This is a genomic window from Oceanobacillus jordanicus (assembly GCF_022095695.1).
Taxonomy (GTDB): Bacteria; Bacillota; Bacilli; order Bacillales; family Amphibacillaceae; genus Oceanobacillus_B; species Oceanobacillus_B jordanicus.
The window spans coordinates 59,370-80,778 of sequence record NZ_JAIFZM010000011.1 but is presented as its reverse complement, the minus strand read 5'-3'; the positions used below and the strand labels follow the sequence as shown (position 1 = coordinate 80,778).

The 21,409-nt window shown below is 39.3% G+C and carries 23 protein-coding genes and 1 riboswitch; of the genes, 18 read left to right on the top strand and 5 right to left on the bottom strand.

Going from position 1 to position 21,409, the window contains the following annotated elements; all coding sequences use genetic code 11:
- Positions 1-29: 29 nt before the first annotated feature.
- Positions 30-1,256, bottom strand: a complete 1,227-nt coding sequence (locus K3T81_RS13640) for a prepilin-type N-terminal cleavage/methylation domain-containing protein (RefSeq protein ID WP_238020550.1) — start codon at positions 1,254-1,256, stop codon at positions 30-32.
- A gap of 63 nt (positions 1,257-1,319) precedes the next feature.
- On the opposite strand from K3T81_RS13640, the gene K3T81_RS13635 reads away from it, so the two are divergent.
- The 12 genes from K3T81_RS13635 to K3T81_RS13580 all read left to right on the top strand — a co-directional run bounded on the left by K3T81_RS13635 (position 1,320) and on the right by K3T81_RS13580 (position 11,135).
- Positions 1,320-1,739: a prepilin-type N-terminal cleavage/methylation domain-containing protein gene (locus K3T81_RS13635; protein WP_238020549.1), complete on the top strand. Its 420-nt coding sequence runs from the start codon at positions 1,320-1,322 to the stop codon at positions 1,737-1,739.
- The gene (locus K3T81_RS13630; protein WP_238020548.1) at positions 1,736-2,188 is read left to right on the top strand and encodes a hypothetical protein; all 453 of its coding nucleotides are present in this window, start codon (positions 1,736-1,738) and stop codon (positions 2,186-2,188) included. Before K3T81_RS13635 ends, K3T81_RS13630 begins: the two co-directional genes overlap by 4 nt.
- 1 nt (position 2,189) lies before the next feature.
- Positions 2,190-3,815, top strand: a complete 1,626-nt coding sequence (locus K3T81_RS13625; protein WP_420830837.1) for a GspE/PulE family protein — start codon at positions 2,190-2,192, stop codon at positions 3,813-3,815.
- A gap of 12 nt (positions 3,816-3,827) precedes the next feature.
- Positions 3,828-4,868 (top strand): type IV pilus twitching motility protein PilT, encoded by a 1,041-nt coding sequence (locus tag K3T81_RS13620; RefSeq protein WP_238020546.1) that lies wholly within the window; start codon positions 3,828-3,830, stop codon positions 4,866-4,868.
- 1 nt (position 4,869) lies between these two features.
- Positions 4,870-6,069 (top strand): type II secretion system F family protein, encoded by a 1,200-nt coding sequence (locus K3T81_RS13615; RefSeq protein WP_238020545.1) that lies wholly within the window; start codon positions 4,870-4,872, stop codon positions 6,067-6,069.
- 44 nt (positions 6,070-6,113) lie between these two features.
- Positions 6,114-6,196, top strand: a riboswitch (cyclic di-GMP riboswitch).
- A gap of 36 nt (positions 6,197-6,232) precedes the next feature.
- A complete protein-coding gene (locus tag K3T81_RS13610) occupies positions 6,233-6,574 on the top strand; it encodes a prepilin-type N-terminal cleavage/methylation domain-containing protein (protein ID WP_238020544.1) in 342 nt (113 codons plus the stop codon).
- A gap of 97 nt (positions 6,575-6,671) precedes the next feature.
- Positions 6,672-7,424 carry a prepilin peptidase gene (locus tag K3T81_RS13605; RefSeq protein WP_238020543.1) on the top strand — a complete coding sequence of 251 codons (753 nt, stop codon included), beginning with the start codon at positions 6,672-6,674 and terminating at the stop codon, positions 7,422-7,424.
- 15 nt (positions 7,425-7,439) lie between these two features.
- Positions 7,440-8,339, top strand: a complete 900-nt coding sequence (gene pilM / locus K3T81_RS13600) for a type IV pilus biogenesis protein PilM (protein ID WP_238020542.1) — start codon at positions 7,440-7,442, stop codon at positions 8,337-8,339.
- Between the two features lie 5 nt (positions 8,340-8,344).
- On the top strand, positions 8,345-8,899 hold the full coding sequence (locus K3T81_RS13595; RefSeq protein WP_238020541.1) for a hypothetical protein: 555 nt from the start codon (positions 8,345-8,347) through the stop codon (positions 8,897-8,899).
- On the top strand, positions 8,880-9,419 hold the full coding sequence (pilO, locus tag K3T81_RS13590; RefSeq protein ID WP_238020540.1) for a type 4a pilus biogenesis protein PilO: 540 nt from the start codon (positions 8,880-8,882) through the stop codon (positions 9,417-9,419). Before K3T81_RS13595 ends, pilO begins: the two co-directional genes overlap by 20 nt.
- 108 nt (positions 9,420-9,527) lie before the next feature.
- Positions 9,528-9,755 (top strand): hypothetical protein, encoded by a 228-nt coding sequence (locus tag K3T81_RS13585; RefSeq protein ID WP_238020539.1) that lies wholly within the window; start codon positions 9,528-9,530, stop codon positions 9,753-9,755.
- A gap of 72 nt (positions 9,756-9,827) precedes the next feature.
- The gene (locus tag K3T81_RS13580) at positions 9,828-11,135 is read left to right on the top strand and encodes a DRTGG domain-containing protein (protein WP_238020538.1); all 1,308 of its coding nucleotides are present in this window, start codon (positions 9,828-9,830) and stop codon (positions 11,133-11,135) included.
- Positions 11,136-11,160: 25 nt separating this feature from the next.
- Here the strand turns inward: K3T81_RS13580 and K3T81_RS13575 are convergent, their stop codons facing one another.
- Positions 11,161-11,472 (bottom strand): YtpI family protein, encoded by a 312-nt coding sequence (locus K3T81_RS13575; RefSeq protein WP_161465009.1) that lies wholly within the window; start codon positions 11,470-11,472, stop codon positions 11,161-11,163.
- A gap of 161 nt (positions 11,473-11,633) precedes the next feature.
- On the opposite strand from K3T81_RS13575, the gene K3T81_RS13570 reads away from it, so the two are divergent.
- Positions 11,634-12,581 carry a DHH family phosphoesterase gene (locus K3T81_RS13570; protein ID WP_161465010.1) on the top strand — a complete coding sequence of 316 codons (948 nt, stop codon included), beginning with the start codon at positions 11,634-11,636 and terminating at the stop codon, positions 12,579-12,581.
- Between the two features lie 98 nt (positions 12,582-12,679).
- On the opposite strand, the gene K3T81_RS13565 is transcribed toward K3T81_RS13570, so the two are convergent.
- From K3T81_RS13565 to ytrH, 3 genes are all read right to left on the bottom strand, one after another.
- The gene (locus tag K3T81_RS13565; protein WP_161465011.1) at positions 12,680-12,883 is read right to left on the bottom strand and encodes a YtzJ family protein; all 204 of its coding nucleotides are present in this window, start codon (positions 12,881-12,883) and stop codon (positions 12,680-12,682) included.
- A gap of 172 nt (positions 12,884-13,055) precedes the next feature.
- Positions 13,056-13,547, bottom strand: a complete 492-nt coding sequence (gene ytrI / locus K3T81_RS13560) for a sporulation membrane protein YtrI (protein WP_238020537.1) — start codon at positions 13,545-13,547, stop codon at positions 13,056-13,058.
- Positions 13,547-13,879 carry a sporulation membrane protein YtrH gene (gene ytrH, locus K3T81_RS13555; RefSeq protein WP_036572123.1) on the bottom strand — a complete coding sequence of 111 codons (333 nt, stop codon included), beginning with the start codon at positions 13,877-13,879 and terminating at the stop codon, positions 13,547-13,549. The genes ytrI and ytrH overlap by 1 nt, the downstream gene beginning before the upstream one ends.
- A 139-nt stretch (positions 13,880-14,018) precedes the next feature.
- On the opposite strand from ytrH, the gene dnaE reads away from it, so the two are divergent.
- The 5 genes from dnaE (at position 14,019) to accA (ending at position 21,336) form a co-directional block, all read left to right on the top strand.
- Complete coding sequence (gene dnaE / locus K3T81_RS13550; protein ID WP_238020536.1) at positions 14,019-17,390, top strand: DNA polymerase III subunit alpha; 3,372 nt, start codon at positions 14,019-14,021, stop codon at positions 17,388-17,390.
- Between the two features lie 104 nt (positions 17,391-17,494).
- Entirely contained in the window at positions 17,495-18,733 is a 1,239-nt protein-coding gene (ystJ, locus tag K3T81_RS13545) for an NADP-dependent malic enzyme (RefSeq protein ID WP_036572126.1), read from the top strand.
- 31 nt (positions 18,734-18,764) lie between these two features.
- Positions 18,765-19,394: a FadR/GntR family transcriptional regulator gene (locus K3T81_RS13540; RefSeq protein ID WP_249226163.1), complete on the top strand. Its 630-nt coding sequence runs from the start codon at positions 18,765-18,767 to the stop codon at positions 19,392-19,394.
- 128 nt (positions 19,395-19,522) lie between these two features.
- A complete protein-coding gene (accD, locus tag K3T81_RS13535) occupies positions 19,523-20,383 on the top strand; it encodes an acetyl-CoA carboxylase, carboxyltransferase subunit beta (RefSeq protein ID WP_238020535.1) in 861 nt (286 codons plus the stop codon).
- A gap of 8 nt (positions 20,384-20,391) precedes the next feature.
- Positions 20,392-21,336 (top strand): acetyl-CoA carboxylase carboxyl transferase subunit alpha, encoded by a 945-nt coding sequence (accA, locus tag K3T81_RS13530; protein WP_249226162.1) that lies wholly within the window; start codon positions 20,392-20,394, stop codon positions 21,334-21,336.
- The last annotated feature ends 73 nt before the right edge of the window (positions 21,337-21,409 follow it).

Below are 21,409 nucleotides of genomic sequence, written 5' to 3'. Positions count from 1 at the left end.
AGAAAAGCCAGGGAGCAGGTGCTCTCTGGCTATTTTAGTTGATAGATATTATACCCTCCAGGAGAGAAGCATTGCTTAGCGGGGTCCAGAACTTTTAAATTAGAGTATAATGGTTTTTTAAACTCTGCCTCACCCTTAATACACATTGTACCTGCTCCCCATTCTGGGGTTATTGGACCATCAAATGTAGCATTACCTTCTACTATAATTATCGAGTTTTCTTGGAAGTGAAGCGATTTGTGGAATCGTGCGTCTCCTTTAATTTCCAATGTAGCATTCCCCATCATGTTAACATTGTTAAAAAAATCCCCATCTTTGCCTACCTTAAGGCTATTATTTTCTTGTAAGTTAAGATCCTTTTGAGACGAAAATGACCCATTAACATCCAAAGAGGCATTTCCCATAAGTTTTAAGCCGTTCTTAAAATTGGCATCTTTTCCGATTTGGGTAGTAGTGGACTCTTGTAATACCATATTTTCTTCAGCTATTAAATGACCGTCTATAGAAAGTTTACTTGCCCTCTTTATAGTTGCTGGACCACTGAGCTTAGCACTTTTCTTTACAATTAATTTGGCATTTTGTTCGAGATTTAGCGATTGGTCGGTAAACAAATTATGGTCGATTGTAAATTTTATTTTTTGAAAGATAGATATGTTGTTAATAAACCAAGCACTACCGTCATGGACGGTAGGATTTAAACAAGAATTCCATTCACCTATTTGGTAACGGCTGAATTTAGTATTACCATAATAGTCACAATCTCCCTCTTCTCCAGGTGAATAATCTTCTTCGTCATTTTCTACATCATCAATATCATCGCTGTCTTTTAGTTGAATAGCTAGATTATAAGGCTCCGATTTGTTCCAAGTCGTTTCAGTTGTATATGTTTTATCGGTCTTACTTTTGACAGTTAGTTTAACCTGCATTGCCTTTGAATTATTAGCGTTTGTAAAACAACCATTTTCCTTTATTAATTCTTGATCACCATTTGTTAAGTTAATAGAAACTACTTCTAGGTCACCGTGTCTTCCGTCATAACAAATACTACGACCTTCCGTAAACTGATTTCTCATCTCACTAAGTAAAACATTGGTATTTTGTTTCAACGATATATTAGCACTTGCCTCTTTTTCACTGCCTAATAGTTGCGTTAAGACACCAGCAGATAATGTGATGACAATTGCTAATAAACCAAGTGCAGCAAGGAGTTCAACAAGTGTAAACCCTTTTTCATTATGAAGTTGTCGAAAATTCATATTTTCACATCCAATAAAATGCTATAATAGGATAAAAGTCACATGTGAGGCGTGGTTATCAGAATGGTCAAAAAATATTTTAATAATGATCGTGGTTTTACCCTTATAGAGATTATAGCATCAATAGCGCTTCTCGCACTAGTTATTATGGTACTTCTTCCAGTATTTCCACAAATTTTTAAGTGGACTGGAAAAACGGAAAATGAACTTACTGCAAGTAATTTAGTAGGCCAAGTAGCCTATGATGTTAAAAATGATAGAGTAGAAGATTGGTATCCTACCCCTGTCAAAGAGTGTAAAGGGGAGGAAAAGGGAGTTTCATATAAGACCTACACATTAAATAATATAAATTACCAGAGTACTATAGGTCTTTGTAAAGAGGCATCAGTTAATCTGTATCGCGCAGAAATAAAGGTTTATGGGGAAAACAATAACCTTATTAGTGAGTCTTATACATATATAAAAAGTGAGGAAAAACCATGAACTTGAAAGGTGAAAGAGGCGCGGCGCTAGTCCTAACTCTTTTAATGATTACATTACTGCTCTTATTCGTAACGTTGTTGTCTGGACAAGTTATTCAAACAACAAAACAAGTTACGACAACAGAAAAACGTATTGATGCAGAGTTAGTTTCGCAAATGGGGATAGATTATGTGCAATCTGTTTTAGAAACGTATGAATATAATGAGGTCCAAGATGTAATGGATTATTTGTCAACAAAATTGGATGAGTACTTGCAAATTTCAAAAACGGGAAATCCGATCCTTATACTGGATGAAGTTAGGCAGTTCGAAATTGAACTACCAGACCCTCTTCCTGAGGTTATTGAAGGAGAAGATTTAGAAGTTACCTATAGAAGTATTGGTAGATCAATGGATCAGACTATAGAAACTAACGATACTATTACCATAACCTTTGAAAGGGATGAATAATTTGATTACGCGTAAACGTCTTGGTGACTTGCTCCGGGATGCTGGACTGGTTACAGAACAACAAATAAACGAAGCGATAGAAAATAAAAAAAGCAACCAAAAACTTGGTGATGCCCTCCTCGAGCATGGCTTTATAACAGAAAAGCAATTGATTGAAGTGCTGGAATTCCAACTAGGCATTCCACATGTGTCGCTATATCGATATCCAATCGATGAAAATGTCCTGCAATTTGTAACAAGGGAGTCTGCTCAGCAAAACTTGATTATGCCATTGCAGATTAGTGGTACGGAACTTATGGTGGCGATGAAGGATCCAATGGATTATTTTGTTATTGATGATTTGGAAATGGAAACAGGTTTTAGCATTTCACCGGTTATTGCTGCCAAGGATGATATCCTGTTTGCGATCAATAAATACTATTACAAAAACGAACCAGAAATGATCGATAACAATAAAAATGGGGAAACGGAAGCTCCGATTATTCAGTTGTTTGACCAGTTGCTTACTACTGCTGTTCAGTTAAAGGCGAGTGATATTCATATCGATCCACAGGAAGCAGCCGTTCAAGTCCGTTATCGAATTGATGGGAAGCTACAAACAGAGAAGATTGTTGCCAAGCAGATGCAAAATGCCTTGATTGCCCGGATAAAAATTTTGGCAGACTTAAATATTACCCAGACGAGGTTGCCGCAGGACGGAAGAATTAGAACGACGGTTGGTCTAACACCAGTTGACCTACGAATCTCTTGTCTACCAACAGTGTACGGAGAAAAGGTTGTTATTCGAATACTGGATTTAAATCAAGCATTAAAGAAAGTTAATGAGTTAGACTTCTCGCAAAGCAACCTCAAAAAATATGAAGATTTAATAAGCCGTCCTTCAGGTCTTGTGCTCTTAACAGGCCCTACAGGTTCTGGAAAAACTTCGACATTGTATGCTGCACTTCATCAATTGAATTCAGAAGCGGTTAATATCGTTACAGTAGAAGACCCTGTGGAGTATCAATTAGAAGGAATTAATCAGGTACAAGTGAACAGTTCTGTTGGATTATCTTTCTCAAATGGCTTGCGTTCGATTTTACGACAGGACCCGAATGTAATCATGGTAGGGGAAATTCGTGACCAAGAAACAGCAGAAATCGCAATCCGCGCTTCCCTAACAGGTCACCTTGTTTTTAGTACCCTTCACACCAACAGTGCAGTTGATGCGATTCCGCGTTTAATAGATATGGGAATTGAACCATATTTAGTTGTGTCTTCTTTATCAGGTGTCGTAGCCCAAAGGCTTGTCCGCAAGCTTTGTAGAGATTGTTTAATAGAGCGGCCTGCAACAGATATGGAAAAGGAGATCTTTGGAAACAATGGAATGAGCGTAGAACACGTCTATGATAGTGAAGGTTGTTCCGTTTGTCATCAACGCGGTTATCGTGGAAGAATTGCAGTTCAAGAGGTGCTTGTAATCGATGATGCAATTCTCGGAATGCTTTTGAATAATGGCTCTATGGCTGATTTAAGAGCCTATATGAAAACGCAGGGAACAGCATTCCTGATGCAGGATGGACTTGGAAAAATTAAAGCTGGAAAGACGTCAATGGAAGAGATTATGCAAGTTTCCATTCGGTTGTAAGGGGGAGAGAGAATGCGTAACAAAATTGAAGGATGGCTTACAGAAGCATATAACAACAATGCATCAGATGTGCATTTAACAATTGGGAAAGCCCCCGTTTTCCGAATAAATGGCAAGCTAGTTGAACAGGACAAGCCCCGGTTAAAACCAACAGAAACGACGCAAATTGTACAATCTATTATACCGGAAACTTTATGGGAAACGTTAGAGACGACGAGAGAGTTAGATTTTTCTTATGGCATTCAAGGAGTTTCCCGATTCCGGATAAATGCCTTTTATCAGCGCGGGGAGTTATCGTTAGCAATTCGAATTATTCCGAACCGTATTCCATCAATTGAGGAACTGAACCTTCCTTTAGTAACAAAGGAAATTGTTCAGGAACCACAAGGTCTTGTTCTTGTTACGGGGCCGACAGGGAGTGGTAAAAGCACGACACTTGCTTCCATGATTCATTACATTAATCAGACAATGCAAAAACATATCATTACATTGGAAGATCCGATTGAATATATGCATACTCATAATCAATCAATTATTGATCAACGTGAGGTTGGATTTGATACAAAGAGTTTTGTAAATGGCTTAAGGGCTAGCTTAAGGCAGGATCCGGATATCATTTTACTTGGAGAGATGCGTGACCTTGAAACGATCTCTACAGCTATAACAGCAGCGGAGACAGGTCATCTCGTTCTTGGAACGCTACATACAACAGATGCTGTTTCTACAATAGAGCGGATTATTGATGTGTTTCCACCAGCTCAGCAAACGCAAATACGTATTCAGCTGTCAACGATTTTAAAAGCGGTAATTTCTCAGCGTCTATTGGTCACAAAGGACCATACAGGAAGAAGGGCAGCAACAGAGGTGCTTCGAAATACTTCCGCTGTAAAGAACCTTATTCGAAATGAGAAATTGCATCAAATCCAAAATGTATTACAAACTTCAAGAGATCATGGAATGCATACATTAGATATGGAATTGAAGCGACTTCTGCAAGAAGATCAGATTTCCATGGAAGCAGCAGCACCGTTTATGCAAGGAAGGAGCTCCTAGTATGGACTTTCAATATGTCGGCAAACGGATGTCAGGTGAACGAATTAAAGGAAAAATTGACTGTGATTCGAAGCAACGAGCTCTTAGCGAATTAGAAAAACAAGGACTTTTAATTACGCGAATCGAGGAAACGAAACCGTGGAATAAAGATATTATTTTGAATAAGCGTGTTAAAAACAAAGACTTTGTTCTGTTCCTGAGACAATATTCCACACTGATTCATGCTGGGATTACCATAACGGATGCGACAAATACGATGTCAAAGCAAACCGATAATTATGCGCTTCGTACGGCCCTAGATGATATGCTAAAACAATTAGAGCAGGGTGTCTCGCTATCTACTGCAGCAGAGAAACACTCCAATGTTTTTCCTGAACTACTTGTAAATATGATTCATGCTGGAGAAGTAAGTGGGAAACTAGATGAAATTCTAAGCCAAATGGCTGATTATTACGAGAAAGAATATCGCAATAAGCAAAAAGTCGTCTCCGCATTGCTTTATCCAAGTGTGGTAGGTGTCATTACATTATTTTTAAGTGTGTTTTTACTAGTATTTATTGTCCCGCAATTTGTAACTATGTTTAATTCGTTTGGGGAAGAAATACCTCCGTACACGCAATTTATTTTAAGTCTTAGTGATTGGCTTGGCGTTTATTGGTGGAGCATTGCTCTCCTTATAGTATTACTAGTTTTTCTCGGGAAATATATGTTACGATATGATAGTTTTCGCTATCAGATAGATACATATAAGCTACGTTTTCCTTTTCTTGGGGTTCTTGCGCACAAGGGAGCATTGGTCCGGATGACGCAAACATTAAGCACATTGGTTAACAGTGCAGTTCCTATATTGGAAGCAGTAGAGATAACAGAAAAAGTTGTTGGGAACAAAGTGATACAAGAGGTATTGCATGATTCTAAGGAAAGCCTAAGTGAAGGTGAGTCGATCACAAAACCAATGAAAAACCACTGGGTGATTACTCCACTAATTATTCAAATGATGCAAATTGGTGAGAAAACAGGAACTTTGGATCAAATGCTAGCAAAAGCGGCTTCTTTTTATGAAGAAGAAGTAGAACAATTATCAAATAGAATTAAAACGTTAATAGAGCCGCTTATGATTATTGTTCTTACGTTCATAGTAGGTGGTATCATAACCGCTGTTGTTATACCGATGTTTTCTATGTTCGAAAATTTACAATAAAAATGTGGTAATTTGTAATTTTGTATAATATAATAGTACTAGGTAAATAGACGGATGCTATGAAGGATTATCTCTATTTGGGCACTTTGATAATCCGGAGCAAGTAGTGCAACCGACCTGACTGTGTTACTAAATATACATATTTAGAGAGGCGGGGATTTTTATGCTTACACGCATGAAAAAAATGTTGAAAAAAGAAAAAGGATTTACGTTGGTAGAGCTTCTAGCTGTTATTGCTATTTTAGCTATTATTGTGGCGATCGCTGTTCCTACGATTGGGAATGTGATTAGTAAGTCTAGGGATGATGCTAACATAGCAAATATAGAACTTATTGAAAATGCAGCAAGGCTTGCAGATGTTAGTGAAGATTTTACTGATGGTATGGATGTAGACGATTTAGTAAGTGCAGGTTATCTTGAGGAAAATCCAGAAGTCCCAGGCGGAAGTGGGACCTATTCAGGTACGTTAGGTAAAGAGGATGGAGTCATTACTTATACCGAATAAGAAAACATAATAAGTGTAAATAACCATGCAACGCCCTTGCCCCAAAGCAGGGCGTTTTCTTCAATTATAAACATCTATAACATGAAGGAGGACATAAATGGAAAGTGTCATGATTCTGTTATTTTTTGCTTTAGGCTTGCTCTTTGGGTCTTTTTTTAATGTGGTCGGACTGCGGGTTCCAAAGAAAATTCCTTTTGCGAATGACCGTTCCAGATGCCCAAACTGTGACCATCAACTGGCCTGGTATGATAATATACCGCTTTTTTCATTCGCCTTACAGCGGGGTAAATGCCGATACTGTAGAAAACCGATTTCCACCATTTATCCAGTTGTTGAGGCACTGACAGGCGTGCTTTTTGCACTTAGTTACATACAAATTGGATTGGACAAGGAAATCGTTACAGCATTGTTGCTCGTTTCTTTGCTTATGATCATCCTTGTGTCAGATCTTGCTTATATGCTTATACCCACTAAGGTTTTATTATTTTTCTTGCCGTTCCTCGCTATCATACGCTTTCTTGAACCTCTGGAACCGTGGTGGGATAGTCTAGTAGGCGCTATTGCTGGTATGGTAATTATTGCACTAGTTATTATGATTAGCAGGGGCGGTATGGGCGCAGGGGATATGAAGCTTTTTGGTGTGCTAGGTATTGTGCTTGGGTTACAAGGCACTCTTCTAGCTTTCTTTCTATCCTGTATCATTGGAGCAATAGTCGGGCTGTTGTTAATCGTGCTAAAAGTAATCGACCGAAAGCAGCCGGTTCCCTTTGCGCCGTATATCGTGCTGGCTTCCCTGATAACTTACTTCTATGGTGAGAGATTAATAGACTGGTATATTACAATACTCTAATAAGGGCGTGACAGTATGGGATTTATGTCGAATGGCAGGGTTAATATCGTGATTACGAACCGAAAATTACGGTATACCTATCATAAAAGCAATAAAATGGAAGGGTTGCAAAAACACGGAGAGCTAGAGCTTCCTCCATCTGTCTTAGAAGAAGGCAAGATAATGGATAAAGCTTTATTTTCTGAGCTCATCAGACAGCTTGTACATGAGCATAAATGGAAAAGAAAAAAGCTTTTATTTGCGGTACCTGATGACACGGTCGTAATCAGGCAATTAGAAGTGCCAGCAGCTTTATCAAGAGAAGAAGCGAAAGGCTATATCGAGACACAGCTGGGAAATAGTATTTATTTACCTTTTTCCAATCCTGCTATCGCGATAGATTTTCTTGAAAAACAGGATGACAAGCAACATGTTTTACTGTTTGCTTATCCAAAAGAAAAGATAACGGATTATGTTGATGTTTTTGAACAGCAAGGACTGCGTCCCGTGGTGGCAGATTTGACCTCCTTGTCTATATATCGGTATTACATGGCCACGAGGCAGGAAACAACACAACACCATATCCTTCTCGTTCACTGGAATGAAGATGCGCTTGTATTAACGGCCTTCAAAGAAAACAAGCCTGTATTTACAAGGAACATGAAAGTGGAACAAGCAACAGAGGAAGTAGATATTGAGCGAACTATTGATGAGTATTTAATTGAAATAAATCGCATCATTGATTTCTACCAATATTCCATTACAAAAGGGGATGCCCAAATAGAACTTCTTTTATTATCTGGTGATTATCCTGGTTTACCAATATTGAAACAAAGATATATAGAGTCAACCTTAGAGGTAGAGGATTTTACAAATGGCGAGCTACCTTCAAAATACACAGACGTTCTTGGTCTGGCAATGAAAAATGAGGTTTAAGCAACATGACTACGGAAATTAATTTTATTAAAAAGCAACCAAATAAGAAGCTATTCCTAATGCTTTCTACAGGTGTGTTTTTGCTTCTTGCCTGTTGTATATTGACCGCTTTATTATTCCAGAAAAATAGCGTGGAGAAAGAAATTTCTGCTTCTGAAACCTATCTAACAGGGTTGGAGATTAAAATTGCTGAGCAGCAACAAGACACTGCGGGAACAAGAGAAATGGAGCAACTGCTTAATGAGATACAAGGAATTAAAGGAGAAGCCACGCCTATAATACCTCTTTTCCACGTTGTGTACGGATTATTTGGTGGAGCCGAACAACTAGTAAGCTATGAAAATGTTTCTGCAAATTCATTTGTAGTGACAGCAAGTTATCCAAGTATGGACGATGTGGCAAAGTTTATCGCTGAGCTATCAGATTTAGCGTATGTGTCAGAAGTACAGTTAACGAGTGTCATCACATTGGAAGAAAACTATGAAGCTGTGTTAACAGTTCAATTGCAAGAAGAAATTCTAATGGAGGAGCTGGGCACACATGATGAAGTCATTGAATAAAAAGCATATATTTGCGTTGGTCGGCTCTCTAATTGTACTCGGCCTCGTATATTTATTAGGATATCAACTTATGGTTAAACCACAGAAAAGTGAAGCGGATAGTTTACATAGCCAGGTATCCATGTTTGAAAAACAAGTTACTGCCAGCAACGGTAAAACGGAAAAAGATGTAACGGAAGATTTTACGACTATTACTCAGTTGGTTCCTGATTATTTAGCAATGGATTCCTTATTACGCGAGATACAGAAGTTGGCAAATTCAAATGACATACGTATTGATTATATAGGTGCAATGAATGGAAATACGGAAGATACCGACGTTACGGAAGAAGAGACAACAGGGGTTGAGGAAGCTACCTATACGATGGAGGTCACTGGTAAAAGTGTGGAGAAAGTAAATCAGTTTTTAGATGCCTTACTTGAAGGGGAAAGATTAATTACAATCGAAACATTAAATTTGAACCAGGACGGAGATTCGTTATTTGCATCGATTTCCTTTTCTACTTACTATGCGGAATAGCCACACAGATGGCTATTTTTTTTAACCTTTTTTCACCGCTGCATCTACGATTGATCAAGTTCTGTTTTGTGGTCTTTTTTCATACATTGGTCAATAGGAGGAGATACTATGCGAAACTATGCTATTTTAAGGCTATTGTTAGCGGGATTTTTGCTTTATTTTGCTTGGCCGGTAATTCCCTATGCAAACACGACAGTGGAAACGGTGTTTTGGGGAGGATGGCTCGGCTTTCTGTTCTTAGTTGTTGGAGCTAACTTTGCAACGTTTTTACAAATGACCAAACCACCAATTATGGAACAGCAAGAATCAGGGCGGCGCAAGTCCCATAATTATTGAGTTTCACTAGGAACAACTGTATAATAAAAGTTAAATATCGTACTAGTACAGTTGAAAGTTGGTGGGACACCATTGGCAACGAAACATGAGCAGATTATTCAGCATATCCTGTCCCTATCTGTTGGCCATAAAATTTCAGTCAGGCAGATTGCAAAAGAACTAGGTGTAAGTGATGGGACAGCATATCGTGCAATTAAAGAAGCAGAGAACCAGGGGATTGTTAGTACCATAGAACGTGTGGGGACCATTCGAATTGAAAGAAAAAACAGAGAGAACTTCGAAAGGCTTTCCTTTGCAGAAGTAATTAACATTATTGATGGACAAGTTCTTGGTGGAAAGACAGGACTACACAAAACATTAAATAAATTTGTTATCGGTGCTATGCAGCTTGACGCCATGATGCGCTATACAGAGGCTAACTCCCTATTAATCATCGGGAATCGTGTCGAAGCGCATGAATTGGCATTAAATGAAGGTGCTGCAGTATTGATTACCGGTGGATTTGATACAGAGGAACATATAAAGCGACTAGCAGATGAAAAAGAATTGCCGATCATATCCACAAGTTACGATACATTTACTGTAGCTGCCATGATTAATCGGGCCATCTATGACCAACTAATCAAAAAGGAAATTGTCTTTGTTGGGGATATTTTCACCCCTTATGAAGCATCTTGGTTTCTAAAGGCAGGGGACACAGTTGGCGAATGGTATGAGTTAAATGAACAATCTGGCCATACGAGATTTCCAGTTATCGATGATAGCAATAGGGTATTAGGAATGGTTACTTCAAAAGATGTGGTAGCCAAAGAAGCTAGTCTGTTAATCGATAAGGTTATGAGCAAGAACCCACAGGTCGTGCAGGCAAAAACGTCACTTGCCTCTGTTGCGCATATGATGGTATGGGAAGGCATCGAGGTCGTCCCGGTAGTTGACCAAGCCTCTCGTTTGCAAGGGGTTATCTCCAGGCAGGACGTTCTAAAAGCACTGCAGCAAATTCAGCGGCAACCACAGGTTGGAGAGACCATTGACGATATAGTGTCACGGACGTTAATTGATTCTGAGGAAGATAAACCGGTGTACCATGCAGATGTAACTCCGCAAATGACAAATCAACTTGGAACGCTCTCTAATGGAGTGTTTACTTCCTTAATCACAGAAGCGAGCAGTCGACTGTTAATGCATTACAAAAAAGGTGATTTAGTAGTTGAAAACCTCACCGTATATTTTTTAAAGCCAATGCAAATCGACAGCAAGCTTGTGATTAAACCAAAGTTGTTAGAAGCAGGCAGAATGTATGCGAAAATAGAAGTGGAAGTATACAATGAACGGAAAATTGCAGGGAAAGGCTTAATCATGGCCCAATTGATTGATCGTTAGTAATGTCCAAATTAAAAAGCTGACTCTATTCGTCAGCTTTATGACCTGCAGGATTTAACCGCCTGTATTCATTTTTATAATGTCTTGCTTCCTTAAACCCAGTGTAAAGTTGAAAACCGCCTAGTGCGAAGAATAAGATACCGATAAAAAGAGATAATTGAGTTTGATAATACACATATTGATTAACACCAAAGAATAACACGAAGCTACCTAGGCACATACGGGATCGTGCGTTAAAATAAACCTGTGTGAGACGATCCTTTGTTTTTAAGATCGCAACCTTGTAGTACACATAGAACACAACGGATAGGATGATAATAACCGGGAAAATAAACATGAAATCACTCCTAGAAAGTATGTATACGGATAAACCGTTTTACTTATTAAAATGCGACTAAACCAGATCCAGCCCGGTGGACTGACTGATGCATCTTTATATATTGTAACTTTTTTGTATCGGTTTAGCCAGAAAGAAATGAAAACTGTGGAGGTAACAAAATGTCGATTCAGCAAATTATAGACACAATTAAGGCCTATGACACTATCATAATTCATAGACACGTCCGTCCCGACCCAGATGCGCTAGGCTCTCAAGGTGGGTTAAAAGAAATCATTCAAGCATCCTTTCCAGAAAAAAAGGTATATGCAGTAGGAGAAGTAGACGCCTCCTTGGGGTTTTTATTGCAAATGGATGTCATACCTGATGATACGTATAAGCAGGCACTTGTTATAACCTGTGATACAGCCAATACTGATAGAATAAGTGATTCCCGCTATAATCTCGGCGACAAATTAATTAAAATTGACCATCATCCTAATACAGATCCATACGGTGATCTACGCTGGATAAATACGGAAGCAAGTTCAACAAGTGAAATGATTTATGAGCTGTACCTACATGGAAAAGAGAAAGGCTTGCAACTGAATGATAAATCAGCAGCTTCTCTTTATGCTGGCATTGTAGGCGATACGGGAAGGTTCCTATTTCCGAGTACAACAAAGAAAACCTTTCAATATGCCTCTGACCTTGTAACGTATGATTTTGACAGAACGGCACTTTATGACGGAATATATAACGTTAAGCAGCATATTGCAAGACTCCGTGGCTATGTTCTCCAACGCTATGAACTATCACCAAATGGCTTAAGTACAATTAAACTAACCAAGGACATTCTAGACTCTTTTCAGGTGGAACCAGTTGAAACAGGGCAACTTGTAGGTATCCTAGGCGAAGTGGAAGGAATAAAAGCATGGGTGTTTTTTATTGAGGAAGAGGACTTAATCCGTGTAAGACTAAGATCTAAAGGGCCGATCGTAAACGAGATTGCTGCAAAATATAATGGTGGCGGTCATCCAATGGCTTCTGGGGCAACTGTATACAGCTGGGAAGAAGCAGAACAGGTTGTACAAGATTTAGAGGAAGTTTGCAAGGCATTTAAATCATAGACAGAACAATTAGGGGAAGCATATACTGCTAAGCCGAAATAAGCCAGACGAATTCGACTGTATCTGAAGTTCGAATACGTTTGGCTTTTCTTTGGAGTTTAAGTATAGTTACATTTTTCAGGGATGAGTGGAATAATCCAGCAGCCTTTTTGGGTTTCGTCATAGTGAACCCGTAGTTGTTCCTTTTCAATTCCGCGTTTTAGAATTCTAATAAGTTCGCGGGATTCAGCGTATGCAGTGTGGCCATTTCTTAATTGAGCTAGCTTTTCATCTCTCATTTTATAATAAGGCATGATGAGCATCTTATAACCATCCCCCTTTTAAGATTAGTATATGAAAAAGGATAGGTAAAAGGTGTCTCTCTCTTGATAATAAAACCAAATTGTATTCGGTGTGCTTCCTTTATCTCCAACATGAAGGTGGTTCGTCACGTTAAACTAGAGGTTAAGGCCCTGGCGTTCTTCACTTTGACTTTTAATTCACGGTTTCTGCTTCTAGAAAGACTTTGACTGTTTCAGATATAGTTAGTTTTCGAACGGTAAATTGGTAACGAAGATCATCTATGGTATATTCCTTATTTTCTATAGCTGAAATGAGGAGTTGGTCGATTTCGTCGACAATGGAGACACTTTGCCCCGTAATATGACTTATTTCATCCTTTACCAATTCTTCAAGTTTTGGAACAACTAGACTGTCCAATGAAATTTCCTCCGCATTTTCAATGGTTATATCTATCACCGAAACAGTAACGGGAGTTTTTAAGTTTTCCGTATCCTTTAAGAGTGCCTCGTTTTGATTTTTCAAGTCATTAACTTGGGAGGTAAGTTCAAGATTTTTTTTTAGCTGATTTTCATACATGGTGCCATACATAAAAATAAAAATAATGTATGCGATAATCCCGCCGACAAGTGCCCCTGCAAAGAAACGTTGCCATGTTTTCTTCTTATGGTAAGGTGGAATATGCATTAGGATACTTCCTCTTGGATGAGCCATTCAATGAGCATGACTGCAGTCTTAACGCCACCCATGGCGCATAGTATCAATACAATTTGTCGAAAGATATCCATGGTTGAACCATCAAAAATTCCTCTTTCAAAATTGCTAAGTGCATCAAATGTTCCCCCAATTGCTGCAGCGATTGCCCAAATACGCAGTTTTTTTGCAATAGTAGCGATAGCCGATAAAGGAGCATCCCCTGTAGCGAATTCCCCAATACTTCCGATAATAGATCCGCCTACCATTACACCAAAGGCGATAAAGAAGCAATGTATGGCAGTAGCGAAAAAACGTTCTTCCATGAAAACGACTCCTTCCGAAGGCATGTCCTTACCATTTTATGAGGAGATTGGAGACGTTATGATAAATAATCAGCATATACGTATGCATGTTCTATAGAGATTGTTATAATAGGAATGAGAGAATAGAAGGCGGGATACTATGTCATATACGCATTTGCAAGTTAGAAGTGGCTATAGTTTTTTTAATAGCACCATCACGATAGAAAAGTTAGTACAAAGAGCAAGTGAACTAAATTTTGATGCGATCGCGTTAACAGATGAGAATGCCCTTTATGGCACTATCCCTTTTTATAAGGCATGTAAGGAGAAGGGAATCAAGCCAATTATTGGGATGATCATACAAATAGAAGATGAAGAAAACAACCAGGAGCAATGTGTGTTGCTGGCAAAAAGTAATACGGGTTATCAATCGCTTATTAAAATAAGCACCTGGATTCAACAACAAGACAAGGAAACGATCGATGCGGAAACGCTGCGCCATCTAGCGCAAGATGTTGTTGGGATATTCACGCTAAGTAACTCCACATTTAGAACACGTGTTGAAAACGAAACGTTTGAACAATTAGAGTCCTACATAAAAAAATGGGAGAGCCTCTTTGAAAAAGAAGACTTTTATTTAGGTATACAAGATATTCGAATTTCAAATGAAGAAAAAATGCATTCTGTTCTTAAGACCCTAAATGAACGAGCTGGTGTAGCAGTTACTGCAATACATGACGTACGCTACTTACATGCACAGGATGATATTGTATTTGATTGCTTGCAGTCAATGAAAAATGGTGAGAGTTGGGAATGGGAAGGGAGCCAGAACGGTTCAGGCAACTCAGAGCGATATCTTACATCATCTGAGGAGATGGAAAAATCTTTCCATTCCTTTTGGCCAGAGGTTTTACTCGAGACAGAAGCGATAAAACAAAAATGTAATGTCTCGATACAATTTGGAAAGCCGCTGCTTCCATCGTTCCCAGTACCAGATCATACGGATGCGCAAACGTATTTAGAGACTAAATGCTTTGAAAACCTAAATAAGAAATATAACCCAGTTACAGAAGAAGTTAAAAATCGACTTGAAGATGAGTTACGCATTATTGCAGAGATGGGATTTAGTGATTATTTTCTGATCGTAGCTGATTTTATTCAATACGCCAAAGTTAATCGAATTATGGTTGGGCCGGGTAGGGGATCGGCAGCAGGTTCTTTAGTGGCCTATTTACTGGAAATTATCGATGTTGATCCGATAAAATATAACTTGCTGTTTGAAAGATTTCTAAATCCTGAAAGACGGACAATGCCAGACATCGATATTGATTTTTCAGATACGAGGAGAGATGAAGTAATTGAATATGTCCGAGGTAAATATGGAGATGACCATGTAGCACAAATTATTACATTCGGTACTTTTGCAGCAAGATCAATTCTTCGAGAAGTAATGAAGACGATGGAAATAGATCATCAGGATACAGCATATATATTAAAACATATCCCATTACAAGCTAAGTTACCGATCCCAGAACTTGTAAAGCAGTCAGCGGAGCTTGTTTCCTATATAAAACAGTCTCCTCAATTAAAAACATTGTTTTCCATAGCGGCTAGATTAGAAGGATTACCACGACATGTCTCTACACATGCTGCCGGAGTTGTCATTAGTGAAGAAGCTCTTGTGGAACATATTCCGTTAAGACCTGGGACAGGCACCACAAAGCTGACACAGTTCCCAATGAATGAGCTTGAAGAGTTAGGACTGCTTAAAATTGATTTACTAGGTTTACGAAACCTATCTCTTATCGAGCGGGTAGTCCGGAGCATTCATTTTTCCTACAAAAAGCAGGTTGACGTACATAACCTTGAACAAGGAGATGCCAAGACTTTTTCCTTGCTTAGAAATGGAAAAACAAATGGCGTCTTTCAGCTTGAGTCACAGGGAATGCAACAGGTGCTACGTAATTTGCAGCCTACTTCTTTTGAAGATATTGTTGCCGTGAACGCCCTTTATCGTCCAGGTCCGATGGAGTACATTCCAACCTATATAAAGCGTAAGAATAACAAAGAACAGATTAGTTATCCGCATCCGGATTTAGCGCCGATTTTAGCAAATACGTATGGTGTCTTAATTTATCAGGAACAGATTATGCAAATTGCCAATAAAATTGCGGGCATGTCCTTAGGCGAGGCGGATGTTTTACGGCGTGCTATTAGTAAAAAACAGGAACATGTATTACAACAGCAAAAGGAAATTTTCGTACAAGGCTGTCTGCAAAACGGCTACGACAAAGCAGTTGGTGAGGAGATTTTTGCCTGGATTGTTCGCTTTGCAAATTATGGATTTAATCGTAGCCACGCTGTGGCATACAGTATAATATCCTATCAGCTTGCCTTCTTAAAAGCACACTATCCAGCTGCCTTTTTTACCGAGTTGCTGAGTTCTGTAGCCAATCAGCAGGAGAAAATGCATCAATATATTCAAGAAATTAAAGAGCTGGGAATACAGCTCGCAGCGCCATCTATTAACTTTAGCTTTGGTCGCTTTTCTGTAGAAGGTTCTGGTATCCGTATGGGACTTTCTTCTATTAAAGGGGTTGGCAATCAAGTTGTGCAGGAGATCATTCGTGTAAGGAAGGATGCCCCGTTTAAAGACTTGTTCGATTTTTGTCTGCGTGTGTCCCATAAAATCGTGAACAGAAAGACGTTGGAACTCCTTATTATGGCTGGAGCCTTTGATGAAACAAAAGCGAATAGAGCAAGTCTTCTAGCGTCAATCGACCGTGCGCTAGAGCAAGGAGAACTGTTCAAAGAATTTCAAGACCAGCCGAGTCTGTTTCAGGATAAAATTGAACTTGAGGCAGATTATGTCGAAATAGAGGATTTTAGTCCGCTGAAAAAGTTGTCAGATGAAAAAGATCTTCTTGGAATTTATATATCCAGCCATCCTCTACATACCTACAGGGATTCGCTGAGGAGAAATGGTTATTTGTCTATTTCTGCTGCATTAGCTCTAGAAGCTAAAAAAGAAATACAGTGTACCGTGATGATTCAACGCATCAAAACAATCCGCACGAAGCGTGGAGAAAATATGGCATTTCTTACGCTTAATGATGAAACGGGCGACATGGATGCAGTTGCGTTTCCAGAGCTATATCGAAACTCTATGAAATTAATGGAAGAAGAGAATGTGGTTATGGTTAAAGGAAGAGTGGAGGAGCGGAATGGAACGAAGCAATTACTGCTAAGTAACTTAACGTCTTTCGAAGAAGTAGCATTAGAGAAAACGGAGAAAGAAGAACGACTATTTATCCGTACAACGGGCGAGGAAAATGAGGAAGACTTAAAAGCTATCCGGGAAATTGTGAAGGAGCACCCCGGTGCTGTACCCATCATTGTCTTTCGGCAAAAACAACGAAAATCTTACAAGCTTGATAGTGAATACTTTGTAGATCCCTCGTACAAATGCGTACAAGCTTTAAAACAATATTTTGGCGATGAAAATATTGTACTCGACAAATCAGCAAAATAAACTATACTTTACAGAGTTTTACCATCTGTTATAATGTAATGGTTAAGGGTGGTCTGACCACTTTACGGCAATTTCTACTGCTAACAAAGGAGCGATAATCTAATATGGCAAGCTTAAGAGACGAAGCATTGCATATGCACAAAGTGAACAAAGGGAAGCTTACTACCCAATCTAAGGTACCTGTTACAAATGCAGAGGAACTTAGTTTGGCCTATTCTCCAGGTGTAGCTGAACCTTGTAAGGAAATCTATGATCGCAAGGAAACAGTCTATGATTACACAATGAAAGGGAACATGGTTGCAGTAGTCAGTGACGGATCTGCTGTATTAGGATTGGGAAACATTGGACCAGAAGCTGCATTGCCGGTAATGGAAGGGAAATCAGTCCTTTTCAAAAGCTTTGCAGGGGTGGATTCATTTCCTATCTGCCTGGCGACACAGGATGTAGAAGAAATTGTTCAAACAGTAAAATTAATGGAGCCAACCTTTGGCGGGATTAATTTAGAAGATATCGCCGCACCGAATTGCTTTATTATTGAAGACCGGCTAAAGAAGGAAACGAACATTCCTATTTTTCATGATGATCAACACGGAACAGCAATTGTAACAGTTGCTGGATTAATTAATGCACTTAAACTAGTTGGAAAAAGTTTCTCCGATATCAAAGTCGTTGCGAACGGAGCAGGTGCTGCTGGGATTGCAATTATTAAACTTTTATATAATTTTGGTGTACGTAATATGATTATGTGTGATTCGCGTGGGGCTATATTTGAAGGGCGTTCCTATGGCATGAATGATATTAAAGAACGCGTCGCGACTTTTACAAATCAAGAAAAGAAAGAAGGCAGTCTAGAAGAAATACTAGAAGATGCCGATGTCTTTATTGGAGTCTCTGTTGCAGGAGCTTTATCAAAAGAAATGGTAAGTAAAATGAGTGATGATGCCATTATTTTTGCCATGGCAAATCCAGAGCCAGAAATTATGCCAGAAGATGCGAAAGCAGCAGGTGCTAGAGTAATTGGTACAGGCCGTTCTGATTTTCCTAACCAGGTAAATAATGTGTTGGCTTTCCCGGGGATCTTCCGTGGAGCTTTAGATGTTCGTGCGACTCGAATTAATGAGCGTATGAAAGTAGCTGCTGCTAATGCGATTGCTTCCTTGATTACCGAAGAAGAACTCAATGAAGATTATGTTATCCCTGGACCATTTGATTCCCGAGTGGCACCAATTGTTGCTAAATCAGTAGCGCAGGCTGCGATGGAGTCTGGTGTTTCCAGAATTGAAGTTGACCCAGAAGAAATAGCAGAAAAAACGAGAAGGTTAACGCAAATAGATAATAAATAGGCGGTAGAAGGAGTGGGTCAGGTCTGTGGCTATGTCATCGAAGCAAAAGGTATACCAGGGCGTGTTGCAGGAAATACGTCAATACATTGATCAACAACACTTAATGCCCGGTGATAAACTTCCTTCAGAAAGAGAGCTAGCTGATACACTGCAGGCAGGCAGATCCTCCGTAAGGGAAGCATTGCGAGCAATGGAACTGCTTGGTCTAATCGAGACAAAAAGGGGGGAAGGTACGTTTCTTAGTACGTATCGACCCTATCAAACTGTAGAGCTATTATCATCATTCATTTTAAAAGAGGCAAGAACAAGGGAGGACTTGTATCTAGCCAAGAAAATACTTGAGAAGGAAGCGGCAAAACTGGCGTTTAGCCGCATGAATGTACAGGATTTGGACAAACTCGAACAGTTACTTTATGATCCAGTCATGGGACCAAACGACCGGCATGTTGCTTTCTTTAAATATTTATTTACAAAGTCGGAGAACCTATTGCTAGCCAGGGTTTGGCAGTTAATGGAAGAATTCTCCCATACGATTAACAAGCTATATTACAGCAAAGTATTTTACATAGAGCTAGTACAGCTGTATTCAACGAAAAATTATGAGTTAATTGAGCCTTTATTCGAGTCACTCGCAGTACAAGACGACGATCAATTTGAATAATTTTATTATATTTTTTATAAACGATTTGAATTCTATTAAAGACGTTCATAAAGCTGAGCAAGCTCGGCACAAGCACTTGACAAGAAAATGGTATGATGCCAAGTGGTGTTGAAAAAGGAGGAATTACCTTGCTTAAAGATCTTTTTGGCAAGCGAAAGAAATATGCAACCATTCCAAATCACCAGGCGAAAACAGATGTGCCGGAAGGTTTAATGCAAAAATGCGATGGGTGTCATAAGATTTTTTACCGTAAAGAGATGAAGAAAAACTTAAATGTCTGCCCTAACTGCGGTCATCATCACCCACTATTAGCATGGGATAGAATTGAGTGCCTCTTTGATATGGAATCTTTTCAAGAATGGGATAAAGATTTAATTACAAGCAATCCTTTACAATTTCCAGGCTACGATGAAAAAATGGAAAAGGACCGCTTGAAAACAGGTTTGAACGAAGGCGTTATAACTGGAAAAGGTTTTATTGACGGCCAGCCAGCAGCAGTAGCTGTAATGGATTCAAGCTTTCGCATGGGAAGCATGGGTTCTGTAATAGGTGAAAAGATTGCAAGAGCGATTGAAAATGCTAGAGAAGAATCTCTTCCGTTTATCATCTTTGCTGCTTCTGGTGGGGCCAGAATGCAGGAAGGTGTTCTTAGTCTAATGCAAATGACCAAAACATCTATTGCAATCAAGCGATTCAGCGACGCAGGTGGTTTAATGATTTCCGTTATGACTCACCCGACAACAGGAGGTGTTTCAGCAAGCTTTGCCTCACTGGGAGATTATAACTTTGCTGAACCAGGTGCACTCATTGGGTTTGCCGGGAGAAGAATCATTGAACAAACGATAAGGGAGAAATTGCCAGATGACTTCCAAACGGCTGAATTCCAATTAAAGCATGGCCAGTTGGATAAGGTGGTTCATCGTCAAGAGATGAAAACCCTATTTATTACGCTACTTGACATGCATAAGGAAGGCGGCGAAATTTCGTGAAGCAAGTGATGGAATTTGAAAAACCAATTGTTAACTTAAAGGAAAAAATTGCCGAGCTAAAAAATTTCACGAAGGATAGTGAGATTGACTTATCAGAAGAAATAAGTACTTTGGAAAAAAGATTGTCCGTTCTTGAAGATGATATATATGGAAATCTTAAACCATGGCAGCGTGTACAAATGGCACGTCATCAAGACAGGCCCACAACGCTAGATTATATAGAAAAACTATTCCGTAATTTTATTGAGTTTCACGGCGATCGTTTATTTGGTGATGACGAAGCAATTGTAGCAGGTATCGCGTATTATAAGGACCGTCCTGTTACCGTCATTGGCCATCAACGAGGAAAAGATACAAAGGAAAACATAAGACGTAATTTTGGTATGCCGCATCCTGAAGGCTATAGAAAAGCACTAAGGCACATGAAGCAGGCGGAGAAATTTAACCGACCGATCATTTGCTTTATTGATACAAAAGGTGCTTATCCAGGAAAAGCTGCAGAAGAACGTGGTCAAAGTGAAGCTATCGCCAGAAACCTTATGGAGATGGCCGGGCTTAAAGTTCCGATTATATGTATTGTGATAGGTGAAGGAGGAAGTGGTGGCGCACTTGCCCTTGGGGTAGGAGATCATATCCACATGCTGGAGAATTCTACATACTCTGTGATTTCCCCAGAAGGAGCAGCCGCCCTTTTATGGAAAGATTCCGGCTTAGCACAAAAAGCTGCTGAAACAATGAAAATCACGTCCTATGATTTGAAACAGCTAAAGGTTATTGATAATATAATCCCAGAACCAAAGGGTGGGGCCCATAGAGATCTAGAACAGCAAGCAGACTATATGGACCATGTCATTGAACAATCGCTTAGCATGTTGAAAGAATACACTCCAGAGGAACTGTTAGAAAAACGCTGGGAAAAGTATAAGCAAATTGGGGACTTTACAACATTGTAAGGTTGGACTGTTCTTAGGTTATAATAATAATACTTAGAAGAGGTTGACTTTGAAGTCAACCTCTGATTACTTT